The 22,640-nt window shown below is 65.6% G+C and carries 22 protein-coding genes, 1 tRNA gene and 1 other RNA gene; 18 read left to right on the top strand and 6 right to left on the bottom strand.

What is annotated here, in order from left to right; all coding sequences use genetic code 11:
- Window positions 1–19: 19 nt before the first annotated feature.
- A complete protein-coding gene (locus tag AQZ50_RS01670; protein WP_082703344.1) occupies window positions 20–1,015 on the bottom strand; it encodes an SMP-30/gluconolactonase/LRE family protein in 996 nt (331 codons plus the stop codon).
- 142 nt (window positions 1,016–1,157) lie between these two features.
- The gene (locus tag AQZ50_RS20705; RefSeq protein WP_197412350.1) at window positions 1,158–1,307 is read right to left on the bottom strand and encodes a hypothetical protein; all 150 of its coding nucleotides are present in this window, start codon (window positions 1,305–1,307) and stop codon (window positions 1,158–1,160) included.
- 350 nt (window positions 1,308–1,657) lie between these two features.
- On the opposite strand from AQZ50_RS20705, the gene AQZ50_RS01665 reads away from it, so the two are divergent.
- The gene (locus AQZ50_RS01665) at window positions 1,658–2,581 is read left to right on the top strand and encodes a polysaccharide deacetylase family protein (RefSeq protein WP_067742361.1); all 924 of its coding nucleotides are present in this window, start codon (window positions 1,658–1,660) and stop codon (window positions 2,579–2,581) included.
- Between the two features lie 86 nt (window positions 2,582–2,667).
- Here the strand turns inward: AQZ50_RS01665 and AQZ50_RS01660 are convergent, their stop codons facing one another.
- A complete protein-coding gene (locus AQZ50_RS01660; RefSeq protein ID WP_067741658.1) occupies window positions 2,668–2,874 on the bottom strand; it encodes a hypothetical protein in 207 nt (68 codons plus the stop codon).
- A 269-nt stretch (window positions 2,875–3,143) separates the two neighbouring features.
- On the opposite strand from AQZ50_RS01660, the gene hrpB reads away from it, so the two are divergent.
- The 8 genes from hrpB (at window position 3,144) to AQZ50_RS01620 (ending at window position 13,026) form a co-directional block, all read left to right on the top strand.
- Entirely contained in the window at window positions 3,144–5,627 is a 2,484-nt protein-coding gene (gene hrpB, locus AQZ50_RS01655; protein WP_067742357.1) for an ATP-dependent helicase HrpB, read from the top strand.
- Window positions 5,628–5,769: 142 nt separating this feature from the next.
- Window positions 5,770–6,048, top strand: coding sequence for an ETC complex I subunit (locus tag AQZ50_RS01650; protein WP_067741653.1), 279 nt, complete (start codon window positions 5,770–5,772; stop codon window positions 6,046–6,048).
- 53 nt (window positions 6,049–6,101) lie between these two features.
- Window positions 6,102–6,196, top strand: an RNA gene (gene ffs / locus AQZ50_RS01645) — signal recognition particle sRNA small type.
- Window positions 6,197–6,351: 155 nt separating this feature from the next.
- Window positions 6,352–8,166 (top strand): DNA polymerase III subunit gamma/tau, encoded by a 1,815-nt coding sequence (locus AQZ50_RS01640; RefSeq protein ID WP_067741651.1) that lies wholly within the window; start codon window positions 6,352–6,354, stop codon window positions 8,164–8,166.
- A complete protein-coding gene (locus tag AQZ50_RS01635) occupies window positions 8,163–8,498 on the top strand; it encodes a YbaB/EbfC family nucleoid-associated protein (RefSeq protein ID WP_067741648.1) in 336 nt (111 codons plus the stop codon). Before AQZ50_RS01640 ends, AQZ50_RS01635 begins: the two co-directional genes overlap by 4 nt.
- Before the next feature lie 225 nt (window positions 8,499–8,723).
- Window positions 8,724–9,887: an MlaA family lipoprotein gene (locus AQZ50_RS01630; protein WP_231730059.1), complete on the top strand. Its 1,164-nt coding sequence runs from the start codon at window positions 8,724–8,726 to the stop codon at window positions 9,885–9,887.
- Window positions 9,888–10,042: 155 nt separating this feature from the next.
- Window positions 10,043–12,448, top strand: a complete 2,406-nt coding sequence (lon, locus tag AQZ50_RS01625) for an endopeptidase La (RefSeq protein ID WP_067741645.1) — start codon at window positions 10,043–10,045, stop codon at window positions 12,446–12,448.
- A gap of 305 nt (window positions 12,449–12,753) precedes the next feature.
- Window positions 12,754–13,026: an HU family DNA-binding protein gene (locus AQZ50_RS01620; RefSeq protein WP_067741642.1), complete on the top strand. Its 273-nt coding sequence runs from the start codon at window positions 12,754–12,756 to the stop codon at window positions 13,024–13,026.
- A gap of 142 nt (window positions 13,027–13,168) precedes the next feature.
- Here the strand turns inward: AQZ50_RS01620 and rlmB are convergent, their stop codons facing one another.
- Window positions 13,169–14,044 carry a 23S rRNA (guanosine(2251)-2'-O)-methyltransferase RlmB gene (gene rlmB / locus AQZ50_RS01615; protein WP_067741639.1) on the bottom strand — a complete coding sequence of 292 codons (876 nt, stop codon included), beginning with the start codon at window positions 14,042–14,044 and terminating at the stop codon, window positions 13,169–13,171.
- 187 nt (window positions 14,045–14,231) lie between these two features.
- Between rlmB and AQZ50_RS01610 the strand changes: the two genes are divergently transcribed.
- Window positions 14,232–14,317, top strand: a tRNA-Tyr gene (locus AQZ50_RS01610).
- On the opposite strand, the gene AQZ50_RS01605 is transcribed toward AQZ50_RS01610, so the two are convergent.
- On the bottom strand, window positions 14,318–14,941 hold the full coding sequence (locus AQZ50_RS01605) for a TetR/AcrR family transcriptional regulator (RefSeq protein ID WP_067741636.1): 624 nt from the start codon (window positions 14,939–14,941) through the stop codon (window positions 14,318–14,320).
- A 138-nt stretch (window positions 14,942–15,079) separates the two neighbouring features.
- Here AQZ50_RS01605 and AQZ50_RS01600 point away from each other — a divergent pair, with 138 nt between their 5' ends.
- From AQZ50_RS01600 to AQZ50_RS01585, 4 genes are all read left to right on the top strand, one after another.
- Window positions 15,080–15,916, top strand: coding sequence for a DMT family transporter (locus tag AQZ50_RS01600; RefSeq protein WP_082703341.1), 837 nt, complete (start codon window positions 15,080–15,082; stop codon window positions 15,914–15,916).
- A 139-nt stretch (window positions 15,917–16,055) separates the two neighbouring features.
- Complete coding sequence (locus AQZ50_RS01595) at window positions 16,056–16,496, top strand: hypothetical protein (protein WP_231730058.1); 441 nt, start codon at window positions 16,056–16,058, stop codon at window positions 16,494–16,496.
- A 190-nt stretch (window positions 16,497–16,686) separates the two neighbouring features.
- Window positions 16,687–17,436, top strand: coding sequence for a phosphatidylserine decarboxylase (locus AQZ50_RS01590; protein ID WP_067741630.1), 750 nt, complete (start codon window positions 16,687–16,689; stop codon window positions 17,434–17,436).
- Complete coding sequence (locus tag AQZ50_RS01585; RefSeq protein ID WP_067741626.1) at window positions 17,433–18,269, top strand: CDP-alcohol phosphatidyltransferase family protein; 837 nt, start codon at window positions 17,433–17,435, stop codon at window positions 18,267–18,269. Before AQZ50_RS01590 ends, AQZ50_RS01585 begins: the two co-directional genes overlap by 4 nt.
- Here AQZ50_RS01585 and AQZ50_RS01580 read toward each other — a convergent pair.
- Window positions 18,238–18,567, bottom strand: a complete 330-nt coding sequence (locus AQZ50_RS01580; RefSeq protein WP_067741623.1) for a hypothetical protein — start codon at window positions 18,565–18,567, stop codon at window positions 18,238–18,240. The two genes, AQZ50_RS01585 and AQZ50_RS01580, sit on opposite strands and share 32 nt — an antisense overlap.
- Before the next feature lie 662 nt (window positions 18,568–19,229).
- On the opposite strand from AQZ50_RS01580, the gene rpsB reads away from it, so the two are divergent.
- The 4 genes from rpsB to frr all read left to right on the top strand — a co-directional run bounded on the left by rpsB (window position 19,230) and on the right by frr (window position 22,622).
- Window positions 19,230–19,985: a 30S ribosomal protein S2 gene (gene rpsB / locus AQZ50_RS01575; protein WP_067741620.1), complete on the top strand. Its 756-nt coding sequence runs from the start codon at window positions 19,230–19,232 to the stop codon at window positions 19,983–19,985.
- 127 nt (window positions 19,986–20,112) lie between these two features.
- Window positions 20,113–21,039 (top strand): translation elongation factor Ts, encoded by a 927-nt coding sequence (gene tsf, locus AQZ50_RS01570; protein ID WP_067741617.1) that lies wholly within the window; start codon window positions 20,113–20,115, stop codon window positions 21,037–21,039.
- Between the two features lie 287 nt (window positions 21,040–21,326).
- Window positions 21,327–22,061, top strand: a complete 735-nt coding sequence (pyrH, locus tag AQZ50_RS01565; protein ID WP_067741614.1) for a UMP kinase — start codon at window positions 21,327–21,329, stop codon at window positions 22,059–22,061.
- A 3-nt stretch (window positions 22,062–22,064) separates the two neighbouring features.
- Window positions 22,065–22,622: a ribosome recycling factor gene (gene frr, locus AQZ50_RS01560; RefSeq protein WP_067741610.1), complete on the top strand. Its 558-nt coding sequence runs from the start codon at window positions 22,065–22,067 to the stop codon at window positions 22,620–22,622.
- The last annotated feature ends 18 nt before the right edge of the window (window positions 22,623–22,640 follow it).

The raw sequence follows: 22,640 nt of genomic DNA, 5'->3' as shown, positions 1-22,640 counted from the left end.
CGGGATGCAAATGTCAAAATCAATCCACTAGCGTAACCGGCGTCAGCTTGAACGGCAATTGCACCGGGGGCGCCTTGTCGGGATTGAACAGGCCCGACAGTTGCCCCTGAACGTACCATCCCGTGCGGCCATGGCTATCGACGCCGGTCGGTTCCTTGATGCCGTCGGCCAATGTTTCGACATGGACGGCGGTGCCCGAAACGCTCAGCCGGGCGATGCGTCCTGCCCCTTCGGCAAGCAGAAAGGTCGTGCTGTCCAGTGCGCGCATGCCGTCGGGCGATTGCAGCGGGCGATCGGGCACCAGCCGGTCGATCGGCCCGGCGTGGCCATCGGCGCCAAGCGCCACGCGATAGAGCGAGCCATCGCGGACATTGTTGACATATAGCGCGCCGTCCGCGCCAAAGGCGAGCCCGTCGAGCCCGCCCTTGCGTCCGGCGGCGTTGAACACCGGGTCTTCGGCCCAGATTTCCAGCGCGACGGCGCCCGGTTTCCAGCGCAACAGGCGCGGCTGGCCGGTGTCGGTGATATAGATGGCGCCATCGGGGCCGAGCGCGAAGTCGTTGCACACCGGGCTGTCGCCGGGCATGGCCAGGCTGATCCGGCCTGTCCCGGTCTTGAGGTCAAAGGCCTTGACCCAGTGGCCCGGATCGGCGCCTGCGACTTTCGTGGCCGGCGCGGGGAAGCTGTTGGTACAAGTCCACAGCAGGCCGTGGCGCGTATCGACAAACACGCCAAACAGCGCGCCGCTGCCGTAAAAGCCCGGCGCGACAAAGCGTTCGATATGGGGTGTGCCCCCTTTGCCGTTGATGCGCACTTTCAGCACGCCGCCGGTCATGCTGCCGACATAAGCGGTGCCATCGGGCGCGATCGACAGGCTTTCGGGATGAAGATGATCGCCGGGCAATACGATCGGTGTCGGGGTTTCGCCCGCATGGGCGGGCAGGCAGGCCATCAGGACCGGCAGCGCTGCGGCAAGCGTCAGGGCAAGGCGACGGCGTGGGGTAAGGGCTGGCATGAGGTTGATCCGGGCTCCCGCAGGGCAATTGCCTGTTTCGCGCCAAGGAACAGGAGAAAGTCCGCCATGCCAAGCGCGGATCGCCAACAAGGGTGTGATGATCGCAATAAAGGGTGTGATGATCGCGAAAAAGGCAGGGCGTTCAGCGGCGTGTGCGCTGCCACAGCCGCCACAGGCAATACCCGGTCGTCGCCGAAGCCGCCCCGATCAGCAGCAGCATGCAGCCCGCGGCAATCCCGCTCAGCACCAGCGAGCGGACGATGTCGGCAACGATGGTGATCGCTGTTTTCAACCTCTGGAAATCCCCGACGTTCGTTTCATGGCCTGTGCGGTTTCATGGCGTGTGCGAAGTGATCCGGCGCAAGTTTTCCCCGGCTTTTGGCGGCCCGGGTCAAATAGGCAATGCATTGTGCAAAGTCGCGCGTCTATAGCCTGGTCTATCACCCTCAGGTTTCACTGCCTTGCAGGCCATTGCAAACAGGATCGTTCGTGCCCTCCCGTTCGTCTCCCCCCCGCTCGTTCGTGCTGTCTTTTAAGCGCTTGTCTCGTCTGTCTGTTCATGCGGGGCTTGCGATTGCCGCGCTGATCGTGGCGGAGGGCGGTGCGCATGCGGCGCCCCGACCTGCAGAACTATCGCCTGCCGTGCCATCGCCTGCCGTATCATCGCCTGCTCCGGCCGCAGCGCCCGGTCCGGCCAATGTGGCGCTGACGTTCGACGATTTGCCGGGTATCGTGCTCAAGCCCGATCAGGCTTATGTCGATGCGACCAATCGCGCGCTGATCGGCAGTCTGAAGCGGTATCACTATCCCGCGATCGGCTTCGTCAACGAGGGCAAGCTCGACGAGATCATCCGCAAGCGCCAGATTGCGGTGCTGCGGCATTGGATGGCTGCCGGGTTCGATCTGGGCAACCATACCTTTTCGCATTCCTCGCCCAACGAGATCGGCGGGCACGGCTATGTCGCGGACATCGCCCGGGGCGAAAAGGTGATCCGTCCGATGATGGAAAACGCGCATCGGCGCCTGCAATGGTTTCGCCATCCCTATCTCGAAACCGGCAACCCCGAAGCGGTCAAGGCGGAAATCAATCGCTGGTTGGGCGGGCATGGCTATCGCATCGCGCCGGTGACGATCGATTGCGACGACTGGGAATTCGCCGAGCCCTATGACAATGCAGTGATGAGCGGCAACAAGGCCGAGGCGCAGCGCATTCGCGGGATCTATCTTGCCTATACCGAGCGCACGATCGGCTGGTATCGCCGCGCGGCGCAGGCGCTGTTCGGGCGTGACATCGCCTATGTCATGCTGTTGCACGACACCCGGCTCAATTCCGACAGCTTCAGCGGACTGGCCGCTATTTTCAACCGCCAGAATCTGCATCCGATTTCGCTGGCCAAGGCCTTGCAGGATCCGGCCTATCGGACGCCGGACGATTACAGCGGCAAGGATGGGATCGAATGGCTTGAGCGCTGGTCGCTGGCGCTGAACAAGGAACTGCCTTGGGACGACTATGAAGACGTGCCCAAGATCATCGAAACCGAATACAACAAGCTCGACAGCCAATAGCCGCCCAAGACCGGCGCCGCCCGCTTACTCACCCCAAACACCCGCGCTTCAAGAAGCGCGGGCAAGGGGGGTGGGGGCACACACGATCAGCGATGCAGCGCGTTGAACGCCGCGGCCAGCGCATGCGCCACCGAACTGCCGGCGATCGGCGCCAACAGCAAAAGCCCCAGATTGATCGCCACGATCAGTCCGACAATGCGTTCGCCGCGTTTGCCCAGCCGGGACTTTCTCGATTCGGGCAGGGGTGTCGGCGGTGGAACCGGCGGCCACTCGTCACGCACGTCAAGAAACATGGTAGCAACCCTTTCAGCAGCGGCACCCGCAATCACCGCGCAAGGCCGGCCGATCGTTGGCACCATCCGTTTTGTTGCGAGCTTTTGCTCGTTATGCATCCCGGTTCAGGCTTGTGCCTGCGCCTGAATCTCCCACTTCGAGCCCGAGAGTAACACACGGATTCGGCGAGTAAATGCCCCTCCTCGCCGGGGCGTGCGTACAATTGTTCGGAAATGGGTGGAAAACTTTGCGGTCGATTGCGGCGCAGGTTCGCGGCTATGGCGCACGGGTGACCGATCTGCCGATCCATGCCGTCCTTGACGATCTTCTTGCCGCGCTGGCCGCAGGGCCGGGGGCAGTGCTGATCGCGCCGCCGGGCGCGGGCAAGACGACGGCGGTGGCCCCGGCCCTGATCCGCCAGCCCTGGTGCCGGGGCACGGTCATCGTGCTCAGCCCGCGGCGCGTCGCCGCGCGCGCGGCCGCCGAACGGATGGCCGAAATGCTGGGCGAACAGGCCGGGCAGACGGTCGGCTATGTCACCCGGCTCGACTCCAGGCGATCCGCCGCCACGCGCATCGTGGTGATGACCGAAGCGATCTTCGTTGCACAGATCCTGTCCGATCCGGACTTGTCGGGAGTCGCGGCGGTCCTGTTTGACGAAGCGCATGAACGCCATCTCGACGCCGATCTCGGTCTGGCGCTGGCGATCGAGGCGCAATCGGTGCTGCGGCCCGACTTGCGGCTGCTGGTCATGTCGGCGACGCTCGACGGCGCGCGCTTTGCGGCTTTGCTCGAACGCGGGGTTCAACATGATGGGCGCGCGCCGGTCCCGGTCATCACAAGCGAAGGCAAGGCCTATCCGCTCGCCATCCGCTGGCTCGGCTGGCGCGCGGATCAGCGGGTCGAGCCGCAAATGGCCGCTGCGATCGTGCGCGCCTGGGGCGAAACCGAAGGCGATCTGCTCGCGTTTCTGCCCGGCGTGCGCGAGATCGAGCGCACCGCCGAGGCGCTGGCCACGCGGCTGCCGCAGGCGCTCGTCCTGCCGCTTCATGGCCAGATCGAACCCGCCGGGCAACGCACCGCGATTCGCCGCGATTCGGCCGGGCGCCGCCGCGTGGTGCTGGCCACGAGCATTGCCGAGACGTCGCTGACGCTCGATGGCGTCTCGGTGGTGATCGATGCCGGGCTTGCCCGACATGCCGAATTCGACAAGGCCGCAGGGGTTACCCGCCTTGTCACCACGCGCGCCAGCCAGGCAGCGGCGGCGCAGCGCGCGGGCCGCGCGGCGAGGCAGGGGCCGGGCGTGGCCTATCGGCTGTGGGAAGAGGCCGGGCATGCCGGGCGCCCCGCTTATGCGCCGCCCGAAATCCTGACGCAGGATCTCGGGCCCCTGGCGCTGACTCTGGCGCAATGGGGCGCGGGCGATGCCGCCGCGATGGCCTGGCTCGATCCGCCGCCGCCCGCAGCGCTCGGCGCGGCGCGCACGATGCTCGCCTCACTCGGCGCTATCGATGCCGGCGGGCAGATCACGCCCCACGGCGCGGCCATGGCGCGTTTGCCGATGGAGCCGGCGCTGGCGCACATGCTGCTGTTCGCCGCCGCACGGGGGCGGCAGACGGGCGCCATGGCCGCGCGGCTGGCGCTGTTGCTGCAGGAACGGGGCCTTGGCGGGCGCAGCGACGATCTCGCGCGGCGGCTTGATTCGTGGAATGCGGATCGTTCGGCCCGCGCCGGGGCGGCGCGCGAGCTGGCGCAGCGCTGGGCGCGGGCCGCCGAACGGCAGGTTGCGGTATCGCAGGAGGTCGATCTGCCGCCCGCCGTGCTGCTGGCCGAGGCCTTTCCCGATCGCATTGCCCGCGCCCGTTCGTCGGGTGGCGAGGAATGGCTGGCTGCCGGTGGGCGCGGCTATCGGCTCGATCCGGCCTCGCCCTTTGTCACGGCGCGCTGGCTGGTGATCGGCGATGCGCAAGGGGACGCGCGCGGGCCCCGGATCACCGCCGCGCTCGCGCTGGATGAGGCGGATCTCCTGCGGTTTCTGCCGCATCGTCTCGAGCAGCGCGCGACGATCGACTGGAATGCGCAAGAGGCCCGGGTCGAAGCGCGGCTCGAACGTCGACTCGGGGCGATCGTCCTGGCGCGGGTGCCCGATCCGGCGCCCGATGGGGCGGCTCTGGCGGAGCGGCTGATCGCGGCGGTGCGCGAGACGGGGCTCGACCTGCTGCCTTTGGGCAAGACCAGCCGCGCCTTGCTCGAACGCGCGCGCTATGCCGGGATCGACGCGCTGGCCGAGGCCGCGCTGCTCGATGACGCCGAGGCCTGGCTCGCTCCCCTGCTTGACGGGCGGCGCGATTGCGGTGTGGCGCCGGGGCGGCTGCACGATGCGCTTTTGGCCCGGCTCGACTGGGGGCAGCGGCAAGAGCTGGATCGGCTTGCTCCGGCGGAATTCCGCACGCCGGCGGGCACCAGCCATCCGATCGATTATGATCACGACGGCGGCCCCACGGTCGAAATGCGCGTGCAGGCGCTGTTTGGGCTCGACCGCCATCCGGTGATCGGCCAGCCGCCGCGCCCTTTGCTTTTGTCGCTGACATCGCCGGGCGGGCGCCCGATCCAGACGACGGCCGACTTGCCCGGATTTTGGCGCGGATCGTGGCGCGATGTGGTCAAGGAGATGAAGGGCCGCTATCCCCGGCACCGCTGGCCCGACACGCCCTGGACCGAAGCGCCGAGTCTCAAGACCCGCAATGCCTTCGAGGCGCAAAAGCGGACCTAGTGGATTGTTTTTGACATTTGCATCCCGCCATCCGGATAGCACGGTCGCAAATGTCAGAATCGGACCACTAGACCAAGGTTATTCGCCTTTGCAGCAACGACGGACTTGATTTGTCCCCTGATTCGGTTGCAAGCGCTTTGGCATGCCCGCACGCATCTATCAGCGCCCGAAAAACGCCATGCAGTCCGGCAAGGCCCGGACTCACGATTGGCTCCTCGAATTTGCACCTGCGGAGGCGAAAAAGCCTGACCCGCTGACCGGCTGGGCCGGTTCGGGCGACACGCAGGCGCAAGTCATCCTCAAATTTGCCAGCGAGGCCGAGGCGCGCGCCTATGCCGATCGCCATGGCATTGCCGTGCATGTCACGCCGACGCCGCCGCGTCGGCTGAAGCTGCAAAGCTACGCGGACAACTTCCGCTAAGCTGGAGCACGCTCTGGGCTTGCATTTCCCGGCGTGCGCGGTCATAGGCGGCGCCGGGAGTCGGGTGGACGTTTGCGTTCGCCAACCTGGTCAGGTCCGGAAGGAAGCAGCCACAACGAGTTGCGGCGGGTCGCCCGGCTCCTTTTTTTCAGCCTGCCGTGATCGGCGGCTGATCTTCATCTGCATCGCTGACAGCCTTGACCCCGCGCTCTCGCGGTGGCTTGGTTCGTGTAGAGTGTCACGCATGTGGAGGGATTGCCCGCGTGCATTCGACTTTCCCCGGCAGAGACGATACCAAGCGCCATGATGGCCGATTCCAGCGACATATTCGGCGAAGCGCCGGACCCAGTTGACGAGTCCCTTTCTGCCGCCGAGCTTGAAGCGGCGGGGCAGGGGGCGATGTTTGGCGATCCGGCGCCTGCGCCCGCGTCCATACCGGCGGCTCAGCCCGCCCCTGTGGGGGCGCCGCCGCAGCCCTATCGGGTGCTGGCGCGCAAGTACCGTTCGCAGACTTTCGCCGAGCTGATCGGGCAAGAGGCCATGGTCCAGACTTTGGCCAACGCCATTCGGCGCGGGCGACTGGCGCATGCCTTTCTGATGACCGGCATTCGCGGAGTGGGCAAGACGTCGACCGCGCGGCTGATCGCCAAGGCGTTGAACTGTGTCGGCCCCGATGGGCAGGGCGGGCCGACGATCGATCCTTGCGGGCAATGCGAGCCGTGCCGCGCGATTGCCGAAGGGCGGCATATCGATGTGATCGAGATGGACGCCGCCAGCCACACCGGCGTCGACGACGTGCGCGAAATCATCGAGGCGGTGCGCTATGCTGCCGTTTCGGCGCGCTACAAGATCTATATCATCGACGAAGTTCACATGCTCAGCCGCAACGCGTTCAACGCCTTGCTGAAAACGCTGGAAGAGCCGCCGGCGCATGTGAAATTCCTGTTTGCCACGACCGAAGTCGACAAGCTGCCGGTAACCGTGCTGTCGCGGTGTCAGCGGTTCGATCTCAAACGGATCGAGGCGCCGGTGCTCGCCGCCCATTTCGCGATGATCTGCGAAAAGGAAGCGGTCAGCGCCGATCCCGAGGCGGTGGCGCTGATCGCGGCGGCAGCCGAAGGCTCGGTGCGCGACGGGCTGTCGATTCTCGACCAGGCGATCAGCCACGCCGACCTTGCCACCGGCGGGGACGGCACGACTCATGTCACCGCCGCGCAAGTGCGCGAGATGCTCGGCCTGGCCGACAAGGCGATGCAGAGCCGGTTGTTCGCGGCTTTGCTGTCGGGCGAAGGGCCCCGGCTGATCGAGGAGATTGCCGGGCAATATGCGCTCGGGATCGAGCCGCTGGCGCTGATGCGGGCGCAGCTCGATCTGGTCCACAAAGTCACGCTGGCGCAAGTTGCGGGCGTGGCCGATGCCCCCGGTGCCGACGAACGCGCCGAGATCGAACGCTGGGCGAAGGCGCTGGGCGCCGGGCAATTGCACCGCCTGTGGCAATTGCTGATGAAAGGCCATGACGAAGTGCGCGTGGCGCCCGACCCGCTTGCGGCGGCGCAGATGGCGCTGCTGCGCACGATGCATGCCGGCGAAATGCCCGATCCCGGCGGACTGGTGAAGCGGATCGAGGGGCTGTTGCGCGAGGCGGCAAGCGCGATCCCGGCGGTCCCGGCAGCTGCCGAAGGGCCCGCGGTCGGCGCGCCCGCGCCGCAAGCGCGCAATCCCCAGGCGATTCTCGCCGATTGGACCACGCTGGTCGAACAAGTCGAGGCCCTGTCGCCTTTGGTCGGATCGACCATGCGGCTGGCCGTGCGGGTGATCCGTCTGGCGCCGGGGTTGCTGACATTCGAGCTTGCGCCGGGATTGCCGGGCGATCCCACGACCGACATCCGTCGCGCGCTCGAAGCGGCGACCGGAGAGCGCTGGCAAGTCGAGCGCGGCGAAGGTAAGGCGGCCCCGAGTCTCGAAGAGGCGCGCGCCGCAAGCGCCGCCGCCGCAGAGGCCGCAATGCACGAAGATCCGCTGGTCAAGGCTGTCATGGCGGCCTTTCCGGATGCGCGGATCGTTGATGAGCCGGGCTCGGCCGAGCCTGGCGCCAGACCTTGGAGCAGGCGCGCATGAAGTCGATGGAAGACATGATCCAGGCAGCCCAGCGGGCCGCCGAAACGATTCAGAAGCAGATGGAAGAGGCGCAAGGGCGCCTTGACACGATCGAAGTCGAAGGCCTTGCCGGCGGCGGTCTGGTGCGCATCCGCGCTTCGGCCAAAGGGCGGGTGATCGGCGTGGCCATCGATGACAGCCTTTTGTCGGTGGCCGACAAGGGCATCCTCGAAGATCTCGTCGCCGCCGCGTTCAACGATGCGCGCGCGCGCGCGGATTCCGCGTCTGCCGGGGAAATGCAGAAAGTGCAGATGGCAGCAGGCATTCCGGCGGGCTTCAAGCTGCCGTTCTGATCCGCTGGTTGGACCCGGCCCGGCGTTACTGTTCCGACAGCGCTGCGGGGCGATGAGCGGAGGCTGCGGCGAGTTGGCCTGAACGCAATCCTTGCGCAAATCTCACTGAATTTTGACGTTCTCGTGCTACAGGCCTAAGCGCGCACGTGCGTAAAGCGGGGGTGGGCCATCGTCTCGCCCCCGAACCGCGCCTGCGTGGGCGTGGCGAAAGGACCAGACTTGATCGTGTTTACGACCGCAATTGCGGTATCTTTGGCCCAGCCTGCTCCCATTGCCGCTTCGAGCGATCCTGCCGCGCGCAACGAAGCGGGCGCCGCAGCGGATCAGGCAGCCGGCGCGCCCGCATCGGTCGCCGCGCCGACCGCGCCCCCGGCGCCCGAGCCCACCCCTTCCGAACCCGCGTCTGCCGAGCCCGTTCCAGCCGCGACGCCGACGGCGGCCCCCGCTCCGGCAGCGGCAGCGGCAGCGCCCGCGCCTGCGCCAAAACCGGCGAATGGTGAAATCGTCGTGTCGGGCGAGCGCCATCTCGACAAGATCGACCCGCTGATGGCGGTCAACAAGGCGTCGTATCAGGCCATGCAAAAGGTCGACGACATCATGATCGCGCCGATCGCGCATGCCTACCGCGACGGCTTGCCGGGCCCGATCCGGATGGGGCTGCACAATTTCCTGTTCAACCTGACCGAGCCGGTCAACGCGATGAACCACTTGCTCCAGCTCCATCCCGGCAAGGCGTTGCAAACGGCGGCGCGGTTCGGGATCAATTCGACGATCGGCATCGGCGGGCTGATCGACGTGGCAAAGAAAAAGCCGTTCAACATTCATTACCGGCCCAACGGGTTTGCCGACACGCTGGGCTATTGGGGGGTCGGCCCCGGCCCCTACATGTTCCTGCCGCTGGTCGGACCGACCACGCTGCGCGATATCATCGGCACGCTGCTCGACAAGGCATTCCTGCCCGGCGTGGTCGGTTACCCGCTGAAAAACCGCTATTACGTTACTGCTTCAGGTATATTGACTACGCTCGATTACCGCGTGGTCATCGACCAGGATCTCGCCCGGGTGCGCCAGACCAGCAGTCCCTATTCGAGCTATCGCCAGATCTATCTGAAAACGCGGTTCGAAGAGATCGAGGCGCTGCACGGGCGCGGGCCGCTGGCCGATGGCGAAACGGGCATGGCGCCGTTTGCCAAGCCGCTGCATCCCGTGCCGGACCAGGCGCCCGCCGCGCCCGCGTCTGCGCCGTCCGCCGCGTCGGCGCCCGCTGCGGTCGCGCCGCCAACCCCTGTGGCGCCGCCGCCGGTGGTCTTCGTGGCCTATCCGGTGGTTCAGTCGCATCCCGTGGTTCAGCCGCTGCCTGCGGACTACAAGCCGCACTCCGGGCACTGAAACGACACCATTCTCAACCGTCTTTGGGGAAAGGGCATTGCGGGCAGGCCGCGGCCATCCCATATCTGGGTCAAGCCCCGCCACGGGCCAAGCGGTTGCGCGATGCTGGTCGCGCGGTCGCCGGATGTCAGGCGGGGGAAAGGAACCGGACTGCAATGCAACATTACCCTCTCCTGCCGCTGCGTGACATCGTGGTTTTCCCCGGCATGGTCGTGCCCCTGTTTGTCGGGCGCGAAAAGTCGGTGGCCGCGCTTGAGGCGGCAATGGGCGGTGCGAAGGACATCTTCCTGCTCGCCCAGCTCGATCCCGGGATCGACGATCCCGATCATGACGACCTTTACGACACCGGTGTGATCGCCAAGGTTCTGCAATTGCTCAAGCTGCCCGACGGCACCGTGCGCGTGCTGGTCGAAGGGCATCAACGCGCCCGGCTTGCCGATCTGGCTGCCGAAACCGGCGCGCATGGCGCGATGCTCGTCGCCGGTGTCGAACCGGTCGAACCGGACGCGCTGACGGGCCCCGAAATTTCCGCGATGATGCGGCAGGTGGTCGAGCAGTTCGGCGAATATGCCAAGCTGTCGAAAAAGCTGCCGCAGGACGCCGGTGCGCAGCTCGGCGAAATCGAGGACGCGGGCAAGCTCGCCGATGCGGTCGCGGCCAATCTTGCGGCCAAAGTCGCGGACAAGCAGTCGGTGCTGTCCGAAAGCGATCCGTTGAAGCGGCTCGAAATGGTGCTCTCGTTCATGGAGGGCGAGCTTGGCGTGCTGCAGGTCGAGCGCAAGATCCGTGGCCGGGTCAAGCGTCAGATGGAAAAGACCCAGCGCGAATATTACCTCAACGAACAGTTGAAGGCGATCCAGTCGGAACTGGGCGGCGGCGACGAAGGCGGCGCCAACGAGATCGACGAACTGGTCGAGCGGATCGAAAAGCTCAAGCTGTCGAAGGACGCGCGCGCCAAGGCGCTGGGCGAGATCAAGAAGCTCAAGGCCATGCAGCCGATGAGCGCCGAAGCGACGGTCATCCGCAACTATCTCGATGTCTTGCTCGGCCTGCCCTGGGGCAAACGCAGCAAGCTGAAAAAGGACATCGGCGCGGCGCAAGCGGTGCTCGATGCCGATCACTATGCGCTCGACAAGGTCAAGGACCGGATCATCGAGTATCTCGCCGTGCAGGCGCGGACCAACAAGCTCAAAGGCCCGATCCTGTGCCTCGTCGGCCCGCCGGGCGTGGGCAAGACGAGCCTGGGCAAATCGATCGCCAAGGCGACCGGGCGGCAATTCATCCGCCAGTCGCTGGGCGGCGTGCGCGACGAAGCGGAAATCCGCGGCCATCGGCGCACCTATATCGGCTCGCTGCCGGGCAAGATCGTGACCAACCTGCGCAAGGCGGAAACGATGAATCCGCTGTTCCTGCTCGATGAAATCGACAAGCTGGGACAGGATTTCCGGGGCGATCCGGCCTCGGCGCTGCTCGAAGTGCTCGATCCCGAACAGAACGCAAAGTTTCAGGATCACTATCTCGAAATCGACGTCGATCTGTCCGACGTGATGTTCGTGTGCACGGCAAACAGCCTCAACCTGCCGCAGGCGCTGCTCGACCGCATGGAGATCATCCGGCTCGAAGGCTACACCGAAGACGAAAAGCTCGAAATCGCGGAACGTCACCTGATTGCCAAGCAAGTGGAGGCGCACGGGTTGAAGTCGGGCGAATTCACGTTGACGTCCGAAGCCTTGCGCGACCTCATCCGCTATTACACGCGGGAGGCCGGGGTGCGCACGCTTGAGCGCGAGATCGCGCGTCTGGCACGCAAGTCGCTGCGCCGCATTCTGGAAGGCAAGGACAAGGCCGTGACGATCACGCCCGAAAACCTTGCCGATTTTGCCGGGGTGCGCAAATTCCGCCATGGCATGTCGGACGAGGAAAACCAGGTCGGCGCGGTCACCGGGCTTGCCTGGACCGAAGTCGGCGGCGAACTGCTGACGATCGAAAGCGTGACCGTTCCGGGCAAGGGCGCGGTTCGCACGACCGGCAAGCTGGGCGAAGTGATGAGCGAAAGCGTCCAGATGGCGTTCAGCTTCGTCAAGGCGCGCGGGCCGAGTTATGGCATCAAGCCTTCGATCTTTCAGCGCAAGGATCTGCACATCCACTTGCCCGAGGGCGCCGTGCCCAAGGACGGGCCGAGCGCAGGCGTCGGCATGGTGACGGCGATGGTCTCGACCCTGACCGGGATTCCGGTGCGCGCGGATGTGGCGATGACGGGCGAAGTCACGCTGCGCGGGCGCGTGCTGGCGATCGGCGGGTTGAAGGAAAAGCTGCTGGCCGCGTTGCGCGGCGGCATCAAGACCGTGCTGATCCCCGAGGAAAACCGCAAGGATCTGGTGGAGATTCCCGCCAACATCCGCGACGGGCTCGAGATCATTCCGGTTTCCCACGTCGATGAAGTTCTGGCTCTTGCGCTGGTCGCGCGGCCCGAACCGATCGAATGGACCGAAGCGGACGATCTGGCCAGCCAACCCACGGCGCAAGTCCCGCCAGGGATCGCGCCCCAGACGGCGCACTGATTCTGCGCGCAATTGTCGGAAAATTGCACCGGGCGCCCATCGGTGGCGCCCGGTGCAGCCTTTTTTGGGGCAGTTTGCACAGTTATCGCGACGCCGCTCGATCACACTCCATCATGAAAACGGCGCGCTTCACCTCTGGGGCAAGCCTTTGCACCTCCGGAATTGCCCGGATTCCGGGGATAAATTCGCCGGATGGCAGTGATTTGCCTTTGACAGTGACGGGGTTTCCCGTTCATGTCCGCCAACCCGTCACATTGATTCCGACGCAACAAGACCTGCACAAAACCAAGTAGGGGGTTCCCGGTATGAACAAGAACGATCTGATCAGTGCTGTTGCCGACGCAAGCGGCCTGACCAAGGGTGATGCGACCAAGGCGGTTGAAGCCGTGTTTGAATCGGTCACCGGTGCGCTGGCCAAGGGCGACGAAGTCCGCCTGGTCGGTTTCGGCACTTTTTCGGTTGCCAAGCGCAAGGCCTCGACCGGTCGTAACCCGCGCACGGGCGAACCGATGTCGATCAAGGCTTCGGCTCAGCCGAAGTTCAAGGCCGGCAAGGGTCTGAAGGACGCCGTCAACTGAGCCTTGCGCGCCGGGTCAGCCGGGCGATTGTGCCCGGCGCCTGACGCACAAAAAACCGCGCCGGGGGGTATCCCTTCCGGCGCGGTTTTTGTTTGCCCGGCAAAAAGCCCAGTCCCAAAAGCCTTCAGTCCCCCAAAAGCCCTCAGTCTGTGCCGCCGGTATCGCGCGTTGCCGCAGCATAGAGCGCGATTGCGGCTGCGTTCGAGACATTGAGGCTTTCGATCTTGCCCGAAATCGGCAGGCGCGCCACCGCGTCGCAATGTTGCAGGACATTGTGGCGGATCCCTTCGCCTTCGGCGCCGAGCACCAGCGCGACGGGGCCTGCGGGCAGGGCAGAGGGAAAGCTTGCCTTGCCCTCGCCATCGAGCGCGATGCGCCAATAGCCCGCTTCGGAAATCGATTCGAGCGCGCGCGCCAGATTGACCACGCGCACCCATGGCACGACTTCCAGCGCGCCCGAGGCTGATTTGGCCAGCGTGCCGGATTCGGGCGGGGCATGGCGGTCTTGCGTGATCACTGCGGCGACATCGAACGCGGCGCAACTGCGCAGGATCGCGCCGACATTGTGCGGGTCGGTGACCTGGTCGAGAATGACCAGCGTGCGCCCTTCGGCTTCGTCGAGCGCATCGCCGAGCGTCAGATCGGGCAGCGGGGCGCAGTCGAGCACCAGCCCCTGATGCGGCGCGTCGCGCGCGACCAGTCGCCCCAGATCGGCGGCTTGCGCATATTCGACCGGCAGCGACGCGGGCAGTTCGGCATCGTGGTGATCGAGCATTTCCTGGATCGCTTCGCGCGTGCCCCACAGTTTTTTGGCGACGCGTTCCGGATTGGTCAGTGCGGCCTCGACGGCGTGGCGGCCCCACAGCCGGATGGCTCCGGCGCTGCCGCGGCCCGATCCGCGTCCGCCATGCATGCGGCCTTCGCGACCGCGCAGCGAGGTTTTGGTCCGACCGCTTTCGTTGACCCCTTCGCGGGTGTTGCGGGAGCGATCGTCTGACGGGCGACGGGGCGAGGCCATGGCGGGGTTGCTTTCGTAAGGAGCTAAAGGATGAAAAATTCCTGCGCCCTGTGCCAGCCCCCCCATTGACAGGCAAGCCCCGCTTCGCCAAAGGAGCGCCTCGCTCGGCTGGTAACGCCGCTTTCGCTTCGGCGAAGGCAGCAAAAGCCAGGTTTCGCAAGAAGCCCGGCACCGGCAAGTCTGGTGTGGACAGGTGGCCGAGTGGTTAATGGCAGCAGACTGTAAATCTGCCCGCGAGAGCGTACGCTAGTTCGAATCTAGCCCTGTCCACCACTAGACTTCCATCATGATCAGGCCCGGCGTTTGGGCCAGGCGGCGCAGGCGGGCAAAGCCTGCGCTCAGCGCGGCAGGGTCGGTCTTGGCGCGGACCAGCATGCCTTCGTAACAGTCGATGATCAGCGCGGCGGTCTCGTCCGCGTCGAGCGCCGGATCGGTTTCGCCGGCTTCGCGCGCGTCTTCGAGCAATCGGGCCAGTTCGGTCTGCCAGAGGGCGAAGACGGCGGCGAGCCGGGAGCGCAAGCCTTCGGTGCGGACCGTCGCGGTCTGCGCCAGCACGCCGTAGAAACAGCCGCCGAGCGGCGTTTCGGCGCGGTGAATGTGTTCCAGCGCGTCGAGCCAGGCGACCAGTCGGTCGAGCGCGGGGCGGGTGCGGTCGGTAAAGATGGCCTGGCGCATCGCGGCATAATGCGCCTGATAGGCATCGAGCACGGCCAACGCAAAGGCCTCCTTGCTGGCGAAGAAATGATAGAACGAGCCCTTGGGCACTCCGGCGGACGATAGAATGCCGCCGATCCCCACCCCGTCATAGCCGTGGCGCAGCATCGCCGAGAGGCCATGCGCGATCAGTCGCGCCCGCGTGTCGTGCGGATCGCCATCCTTTTTGCTTATGCCCGGCATCGTGCTTGTCCCGGCCCTGTTGAATGCGTAGTAGACCGGTCGTCTACTGCGGTTCAGGAACGGGAGCAAGCATTGGTCGGCGGATCGCCCGGGGGGACACACCCAACCAGCCCGCGCGAGCGCCAACGCGGGATCGTGATGGTCGCGGCTTCGGCGGTGCTGTGGAGCACGGCCGGGTTGTTCGTCCGGCTGGCGACGCTTGATACGGCGACTCTGGTCATGTGGCGGTCGCTGTTTGCGGCGCTGACGCTGGGCGGGCTCGCGTTGGCGCGCGGTGGCCCGGCGCGGCTGTGGGCCGTGCGGCGCAGCGGCGGCACGGGCTTGCTGTTCATCGGCACGTCGGTGGTGTCGAGCATCGCCTATGTCCTCTCGCTGCGGCTGACCACGGTGGCCAATGTCATGACGGTCTATGCCGCCTTGCCGTTCGTCGCGACGGCGATCGCGTTCGTGTGGATCCGCGAACGGATCAGTCGCCGCTTTCTGGTCGCGGGCGGGTTGGGCGCGGGCGGGATCATCGCCATGGCCGGAGCGTCGACCGGCGCCGGGGATCTCGCCGGAATTGGCGCTGCGGTGGTCATGACGGCGGGCTTTGCCGTGCAACTGGTGGCGATCCGGCGTTATGGCCGGGTCGATGTCATGGCGCTGAACGCCTGCGCGGCGGCGACTTGCGTCCCGCTGATGGTGCCGTTTGCGAGTATGGCGCTGCCCTCGCCGGTGCAGTTGGTGGCGTGCGCATGTTATGGCGCGATCACCACCGGGTTTGCCTATGTCCTTGCGCTCGAAGGCGGGCGCCGGGTGCCGCCGGGCGAAGTCGGCTTCATCTCGATGCTCGATGTCGTGTTGGGGCCGTTGTGGGTGTGGTTGGCATTCGGCGAACGCCCGGGGGCAATGGTCATCACGGGCGGTGCGGTCGTGCTGGGTTCGGTGGCCTGGTATCTGTGGTCCAGCGACAAGGCGGCTTCTGCAGGCGCTTGACGGCGTATCGCGCGGTTCGCGCGGTTCGTCGTATCCGCCTCGGCGGCGGCGGCGCGGGCTCGCTTCGTTCATCCTGCCGACAACTGCCGCATCGCAGGCCGTGTTTCCGGGGCGGCAGGCATCAGGAAAGGACCGAGCCATGCAACTGACTTCTGGGCAACTGACTTCCGGGCGCGGATTACCGCGCGTGATGCTGGCGGCGACGCTGCTGCCGATAGCCCTGGCCGGATGTGCCACGACCGGATCGGTCAAGCGTGCGCAGGCGAGCGCCGATGTGGCGATGGCCCGCGCCAACGCGGCAGGCGACGCGGCGCAACATGCACAAGGCAGCGCCGATGCGGCATTCGGCGCCGCGCGCCAAGCACAAGGCACGGCTGATGGCGCTGCGACTGCCGCGCAGGGCGCAGGCAGTACCGCGCAACAGGCGCTCGCCGCAGGCCAGGGCGCCGACGGTCGCATCAGCGCGCTCGAGAGCCGCATCCGGCGACTCGAGCGCCGCAAGGCCTACGAAGCGCACATGCGCGCGCGTCATCGCCACCATCACGGCGCGAAGGCCTGTCCGGTCAAGCCCGGGAAATGATCGGCCCGGCGCCGCGCGGGCGACCGTGCGGCGCCGGTCGATGAAACGCGGCTCACCCCGCCGCAATCGGCAAGCGGTTGGGGTGCAGACAGGTCCGACACCCGCCGTACAACGAGGGTGCGAGACCGTCTTTTGCACCCATTCGAAAAAACCGGTCCCACTTATCCGCATGATGCTCTAGAAGCCCGCCATGCCTGGAGACATTTTAGACAACCGGGGTCGTGGGTCAGCCGGTTGGAGCTGGCCCTCGATTCATCCCGAAGGCCGCAAGTTCGGCGCCATTGCCGCGATTGCCGCGGCGGTCATTTTCATTTTCGGCTGGAGCTATATCGCCTGGCCGCTGGTCGCGCTGACATTCGGCATTCTCGCCTTTTTCCGCGATCCGGAACGTGTCACGCCGCGCGATGATGCGTTCATTGTCGCGCCGGCAGATGGCCTGATCACGTTGATTCAGAAAGTGCCGCCGCCGCGCGAGTTGTCGGCCAACGACGGCACCGGGATCACCGGGATGGGGACGGAGCCGGTGACACGGGTATCAATCTTCATGTCGGTGTTCGACGTGCATATCAATCGCGCGCCGATCGGCGGCACCGTGCGCCGGGTGGTCTATATCCCCGGCAAGTTCCTCAATGCCGATCTCGACAAGGCGAGCGAGGAAAACGAGCGGCAGCATTTCCTCATCGAACGCGGTGACGGGCTGCGGATCGGCTTTACCCAGATCGCCGGGCTGATCGCGCGGCGGATCGTGCCGTTCGTCAAGGGGGGCGACATCGTTGCCGTCGGTCAACGCGTCGGCCTGATTCGCTTCGGCAGCCGGGTCGATGTCTATTTGCCCGAAGGCACCGAGCCAAAAGTGCTGATCGGCCAGCGTGTCGTCGCGGGCGAAACCGTGCTGGCCGAATTGGGCCAGGCGCCGTTGATCGAGGGCATCCGCCAGTGAGCGGCAAGGCAAACGCCGATTCGATTGATGATGGCGCGATTGAAGATAGCGCGGAAAACAGCGGGTACGATTTCGGTCGGCGGCCGTTGCCACCCGGACTGACGTTGCGCGGGCTCGTGCCCAATGCGATCACGTCTGCGGCCTTGTGCTGTGGTCTGACCGGGATTCGTTTTGCCATCGGCGGCGATTTCCGCTCGGCGGTGCTCGCGGTGATTCTGGCCGGGATGCTCGATGGTATCGACGGGCGCGTGGCGCGGGCGATGCGTGCGCAATCGCGCTTCGGGGCAGAGCTTGACAGTCTGTCCGATGCGATTGCCTTTGGCGTCGCGCCGGCGCTGATTCTCTATTTGTGGTCGCTGCAACAGATGCCGCGCTTCGGCTGGTTTGCCGCGCTGGCGCTGGCGGTGTGTTGCGCGCTGCGCCTCGCGCGGTTCAACGCGCAGATCGACATGGCCGACCAACCGCACAAGAGCGCAGGCTTTCTGACCGGGGTTCCTGCGCCGGTCGGGGCAGGGCTCGCGCTGATGCCGCTCTATCTGTGGATCGCCAGCGGACGCGACGAGTTCCGCACGCCGATCGGCGTTGCCGTGTGGACCGCGATCATTGCCTTTCTGATGATTTCCAACACGGCCACGCTCGGCTGGACCGGGTTGCGCCCGCGCCGCGCGATCCGGCTGGAAGTCATCGGTCTGATCGGGTTGGTCTTTGCGGCCTTGCTGACCGAGCCCTGGCTGACGCTGGTCGGGGTCTGCGCGGCCTATCTCGCGTTCATTCCGGTCGGCGTCGTGCGCTATCGCCGGTTCAAGCGGCTGCGGGGAGCGTCGCGGGGATAAACGGCTGGCGCACCCGCGCTCCGCGCCGGACCCGAGCAGCGGCTGCGACCGGTTCGGCGACAACCCGCGCCGGCGCGGCGACCGTGCGGGCAACGAGCTTTGGCGCCGGGGCCAAGACGCCTTCGTGGCGCGGCGTCTCGATGATCGTGATCAGATAGGCCCGATCTTCGGCCAGGGAAGCGCGTTCGGCGTTCAACCGGCGCAGCGCGGGCAGCGCATCGCGGATACTGGTGCCGATGACGGCGGCGCTGGCGCATCCGGCAGTGGCGAAAACGAGCGAAGCAAGCACTGCGATCATGGCAATCACCTCCTGAACATCAGGGCTGGCGGGCAGGCCCGGCCAGTCTTCTCGGCGCCGCAGGGTCGGGGCCGGTAACGGGACGCGCATTTCCGCACACGCCGGGGCAGGGCCCTGACGATAATGCCTAAGCACGCATCCCGGGCTTGACACCCTGGGGCATGGCTGTGGATAACCTTCGAAGCGGCCCGTCTTTGCTCATTGCCGCGATGGGCTCTTTGTTCCACTTTTGTTCTGATCCGTCAAGCGTATTTGCTGCGGCCATCCGCAATACCCCTTATGTTTGCCGCAACCCACGGAACAAAGCCTGCTTTTTCAGAACCAAAGTCGAGCAAGCCGGGGCTTTGTCCGGTGGTATTTGCCCCACGACGGACCCATCCCCTTGCAACGGAGCGGCATGTGCGATTCGCCCGGCGGGGTTGCGGTGGGCTTGGCGAGGGGGTGAACGGGCGCGCGAATCGGGGCTGTTTTGCATTTGCGCTGGATTTGCGGGCCGACAGCGGCTAACCGCCCGATCCGTCGCATGATGATTCGGGTGTCCTGAGTCCCGTGCGGCGAAACCCATGTTTCAATTCCACATGGACGGACCACATACCGGTGCCCCACGCGGTGACGCGTCGGGTTCCTTCCGTCCAGAGGCTAAACCGGAAAGGAATTCTCCTATGGCGGCACCTGTCGTCACGATGCAGCAACTGATCGAGGCCGGCGCTCACTTCGGCCACCAGACCCATCGCTGGAACCCGCGGATGAAGCCGTATATCTTCGGCGCCCGCAACGGCATTCACATTCTCGACCTGTCGCAGACCGTTCCGCTGTTTGCCCGCGCGCTCGAATTCATTTCGGCGACCGTGCAGGCCGGTGGCAAGGTTCTGTTCGTCGGCACCAAGCGCCAGGCGCAGGAACCGATCGCCCAGGCCGCGCGCGCTGCGGGTCAGCACTATGTCAACCACCGCTGGCTGGGCGGCATGCTCACCAACTGGAAGACGATCTCGGGCTCGATCAAGCGTTTCAAGACGCTCGAAGAACAGCTTTCGGGCGACACCGCCGGTCTGACCAAGAAGGAAGTGCTTCAGCTGACTCGCGAACGCGACAAGCTTGAGCTGTCGCTGGGCGGCATTCGCGACATGGGCGGCATTCCCGACGTCATGTTCGTGATCGACGCGAACAAGGAAGAGCTGGCGATCAAGGAAGCCAACGTGCTGGGTATTCCGGTCGTGGCGATCCTCGACTCGAACGTTTCGCCGCAGGGCATTGCGTTCCCGATCCCGGCGAACGACGACGCCAGCCGCGCCATCCGCCTCTATTGCGAAGCCGTCGCCGCAGCCGCCACGCGCGGCGGTCGCGATGCCGCGATTGCGTCGGGCGTGGATCTCGGTGCGCTTGACGAGCCGGTCGCCGAAGACGCGATCGAAGCCTGAGAAAGCCGTATCGGACTGCGGTGACGAACCTTTGCGGGTTCGTCACCGAATTGTCCCGCTTTGCGAATACGGGCCGCGGCAGATGTTGCTGCGGCCACACTTGTTTGAACGATGAAGGACGAACGCAATGGCTTATACCGCCGCTGACGTGAAGAACCTGCGCGAGCGCACCGGCGCCGGCATGATGGATTGCAAGAAGGCGCTCGACGAAACCGGCGGCGAATTCGAAGCCGCGGTTGACGCGCTGCGCGCCAAGGGTCTGGCTGCGGCCGCCAAGAAGTCGAGCCGCACCGCCGCCGAAGGCCTCGTCGGCGTGGCCGTCAACGGCACCAAGGGCGTTGCCGTCGAAGTCAATTCGGAAACCGATTTCGTCGCCAAGAACGACCAGTTTCAGGATTTCGTGCGCAAGACCACTCAGGTCGCGCTCGACACGGCGGTTGCCGACATCGAGGCGCTCAAGGCCGCGGCCTATCCCGATGGCGGCACGGTCACTGAAAAGCTGACCAACAATGTCGCCACGATCGGCGAAAACCAGCAACTGCGCCGTCTCAAGCATGTGGCCGTCTCGGCGGGCGTCGTCGTGCCTTATGTGCACAACGCCGCTGCCCCCGGCCTCGGCAAGATCGGCGTGCTCGTCGCGCTTGAATCCGAAGCGGGCGCCGACGTGCTCGAAGCGCTGGGCAAGCAGATCGCGATGCACATCGCTGCCGCTTTCCCGCTGGCGCTGACGGCCGAAGGGCTCGATGCCGAACTGATCGCGCGCGAACGCAAGATCGCCGCGGAAAAGGCTGCCGAAAGCGGCAAGCCCGCAGAAGTCCAGGCCAAGATGGTCGATGGCGCGGTGGCCAAGTATGCCAAGGAAAACGCGCTGTTGTCGCAGCTGTTCGTGATGGACAACAAGACCCCGGTCGCTCAGGTCATCGAAGCTGCCGGCAAAGCTGCGGGCACCAAGATCGCGCTGGTCGACTATGTCCGCTTCCAGCTCGGCGAAGGCATCGAGAAGGAAGAAACCGACTTTGCCGCCGAAGTCGCTGCGGCCGCCGGCCTGAAGTAACACTCTCAGGGGCCGCTTTGCACAAGCGGCCCCCTGGCATCGAAATCCCCGCGTCGGTGCGCCCGTCATTCGGGCCCGCCACGGCGCGGGGATTTTCGCATCCGGAGTTTGCGCGCGCGTCCCTCGGCATGCTTGGGCCTCGGCATGCTTGGGCCTCGGCATGCTTGGGCCTCGGCATGCTTGGGCCTCGGCACGCTTGGGCCTTGGCACGCTTGGCCCGGTGCGTATAAGGGCGCCGTCACGCGTCCCGGAACAGCCGGCCCATAACAACGGAAACCCGATTTCTCATGACCCAGACTTCGACCATGCCCACATTCCGGCGCATATTGCTGAAGCTTTCGGGTGAAGTGCTGATGGGAAGCCAGCCGTTCGGAATCGATACCGATTTCGTCGCCAGCCTGGCCGCCGAGGTCAAGGCGGCCAAGGAAACCGGGCTCGAGCTGTGTCTGGTGATCGGCGGGGGCAACATCTTTCGCGGCATGGCAGGGGCCGCCAAGGGCATGGATCGCGCCCAGGCCGATTACATGGGCATGCTGGCGACGATCATGAACGCGCTCGCGATGCAATCGGCGCTGGAAAAGCTGGGTGTCGATACCCGCGTCCAGTCGGCGATCCAGATGGACGCGGTGTGCGAGCCGGTGATCCGCCGCCGCGCCGAACGCCATCTGCAAAAGGGCCGCGTGGTGATCTTTGCCGCCGGTGTCGGCGCGCCCTATTTTACCACCGATTCCGGCGCGGCGCTGCGTGCGGCGGAAATGCAGTGCGATGCGCTGTTCAAGGGCACCAGCGTCGACGGCGTTTATAATGCCGATCCGAAAAAGGACGCCACCGCGCGCCGCTATGACACGATCGATTATGACACTGTGCTGGCCGACAATCTGAAAGTGATGGACGCCTCGGCTGTGGCGCTGTGCCGCGACAATGCAATACCCATCGTGGTGTTCTCGATCCGGGAGCAGGGCAATCTCGCCCAGGTTCTGGCGGGCCGGGGCACCCAGACCATCGTCAGGAAGGAATGCTGAACCATGGCCAAATATGACAAGGCCGATCTCGAACGGCGCATGAAAGGCGCGGTCGAAGCGCTGAAGCACGACCTGTCCGGGCTGCGCACCGGGCGCGCCAACACCGCTCTGCTCGATCCGATCATGGTCGAAGTCTATGGTCAGCGCATGCCGCTGAACCAGGTGGCAACGGTCTCGGCCCCCGAACCGCGCCTCCTGTCGGTGCAAGTGTGGGACAAGTCGACCGTCGGCCCCGTCGAAAAGGCGATCCGTTCGGCCGGGCTCGGGCTCAATCCGATCAACGACGGCACCACGCTGCGCCTGCCGATTCCCGATCTGACCGAGGAACGCCGCAAGGAGCTGGCCAAGCTCGCCAGCCAATATGCCGAAAAGGCACGCATCGCGATCCGCAATGTCCGCCGCGACGGGATGGAAGCGTTGAAAGCCGATGAGGCCAAGAAGGAAATCTCGGAAGATGATCGCAAGCGCGCCGAAACCGACGTGCAGAAGCTGACCGACGAGATCATCAAGGCTGCCGATGAAGCCGCGTCGGAAAAGGAAAAGGAAATCCTCGGCAAGTGAGCTCTGCGCCGGCCATCG

The sequence above is a fragment of the Novosphingobium sp. Fuku2-ISO-50 genome (assembly GCF_001519055.1).
In the GTDB taxonomy this organism is placed as follows: domain Bacteria; phylum Pseudomonadota; class Alphaproteobacteria; order Sphingomonadales; family Sphingomonadaceae; genus Novosphingobium.
Note: the sequence above shows the minus strand (reverse complement) of the source record. Positions and strands in the feature narration are given on the sequence as shown.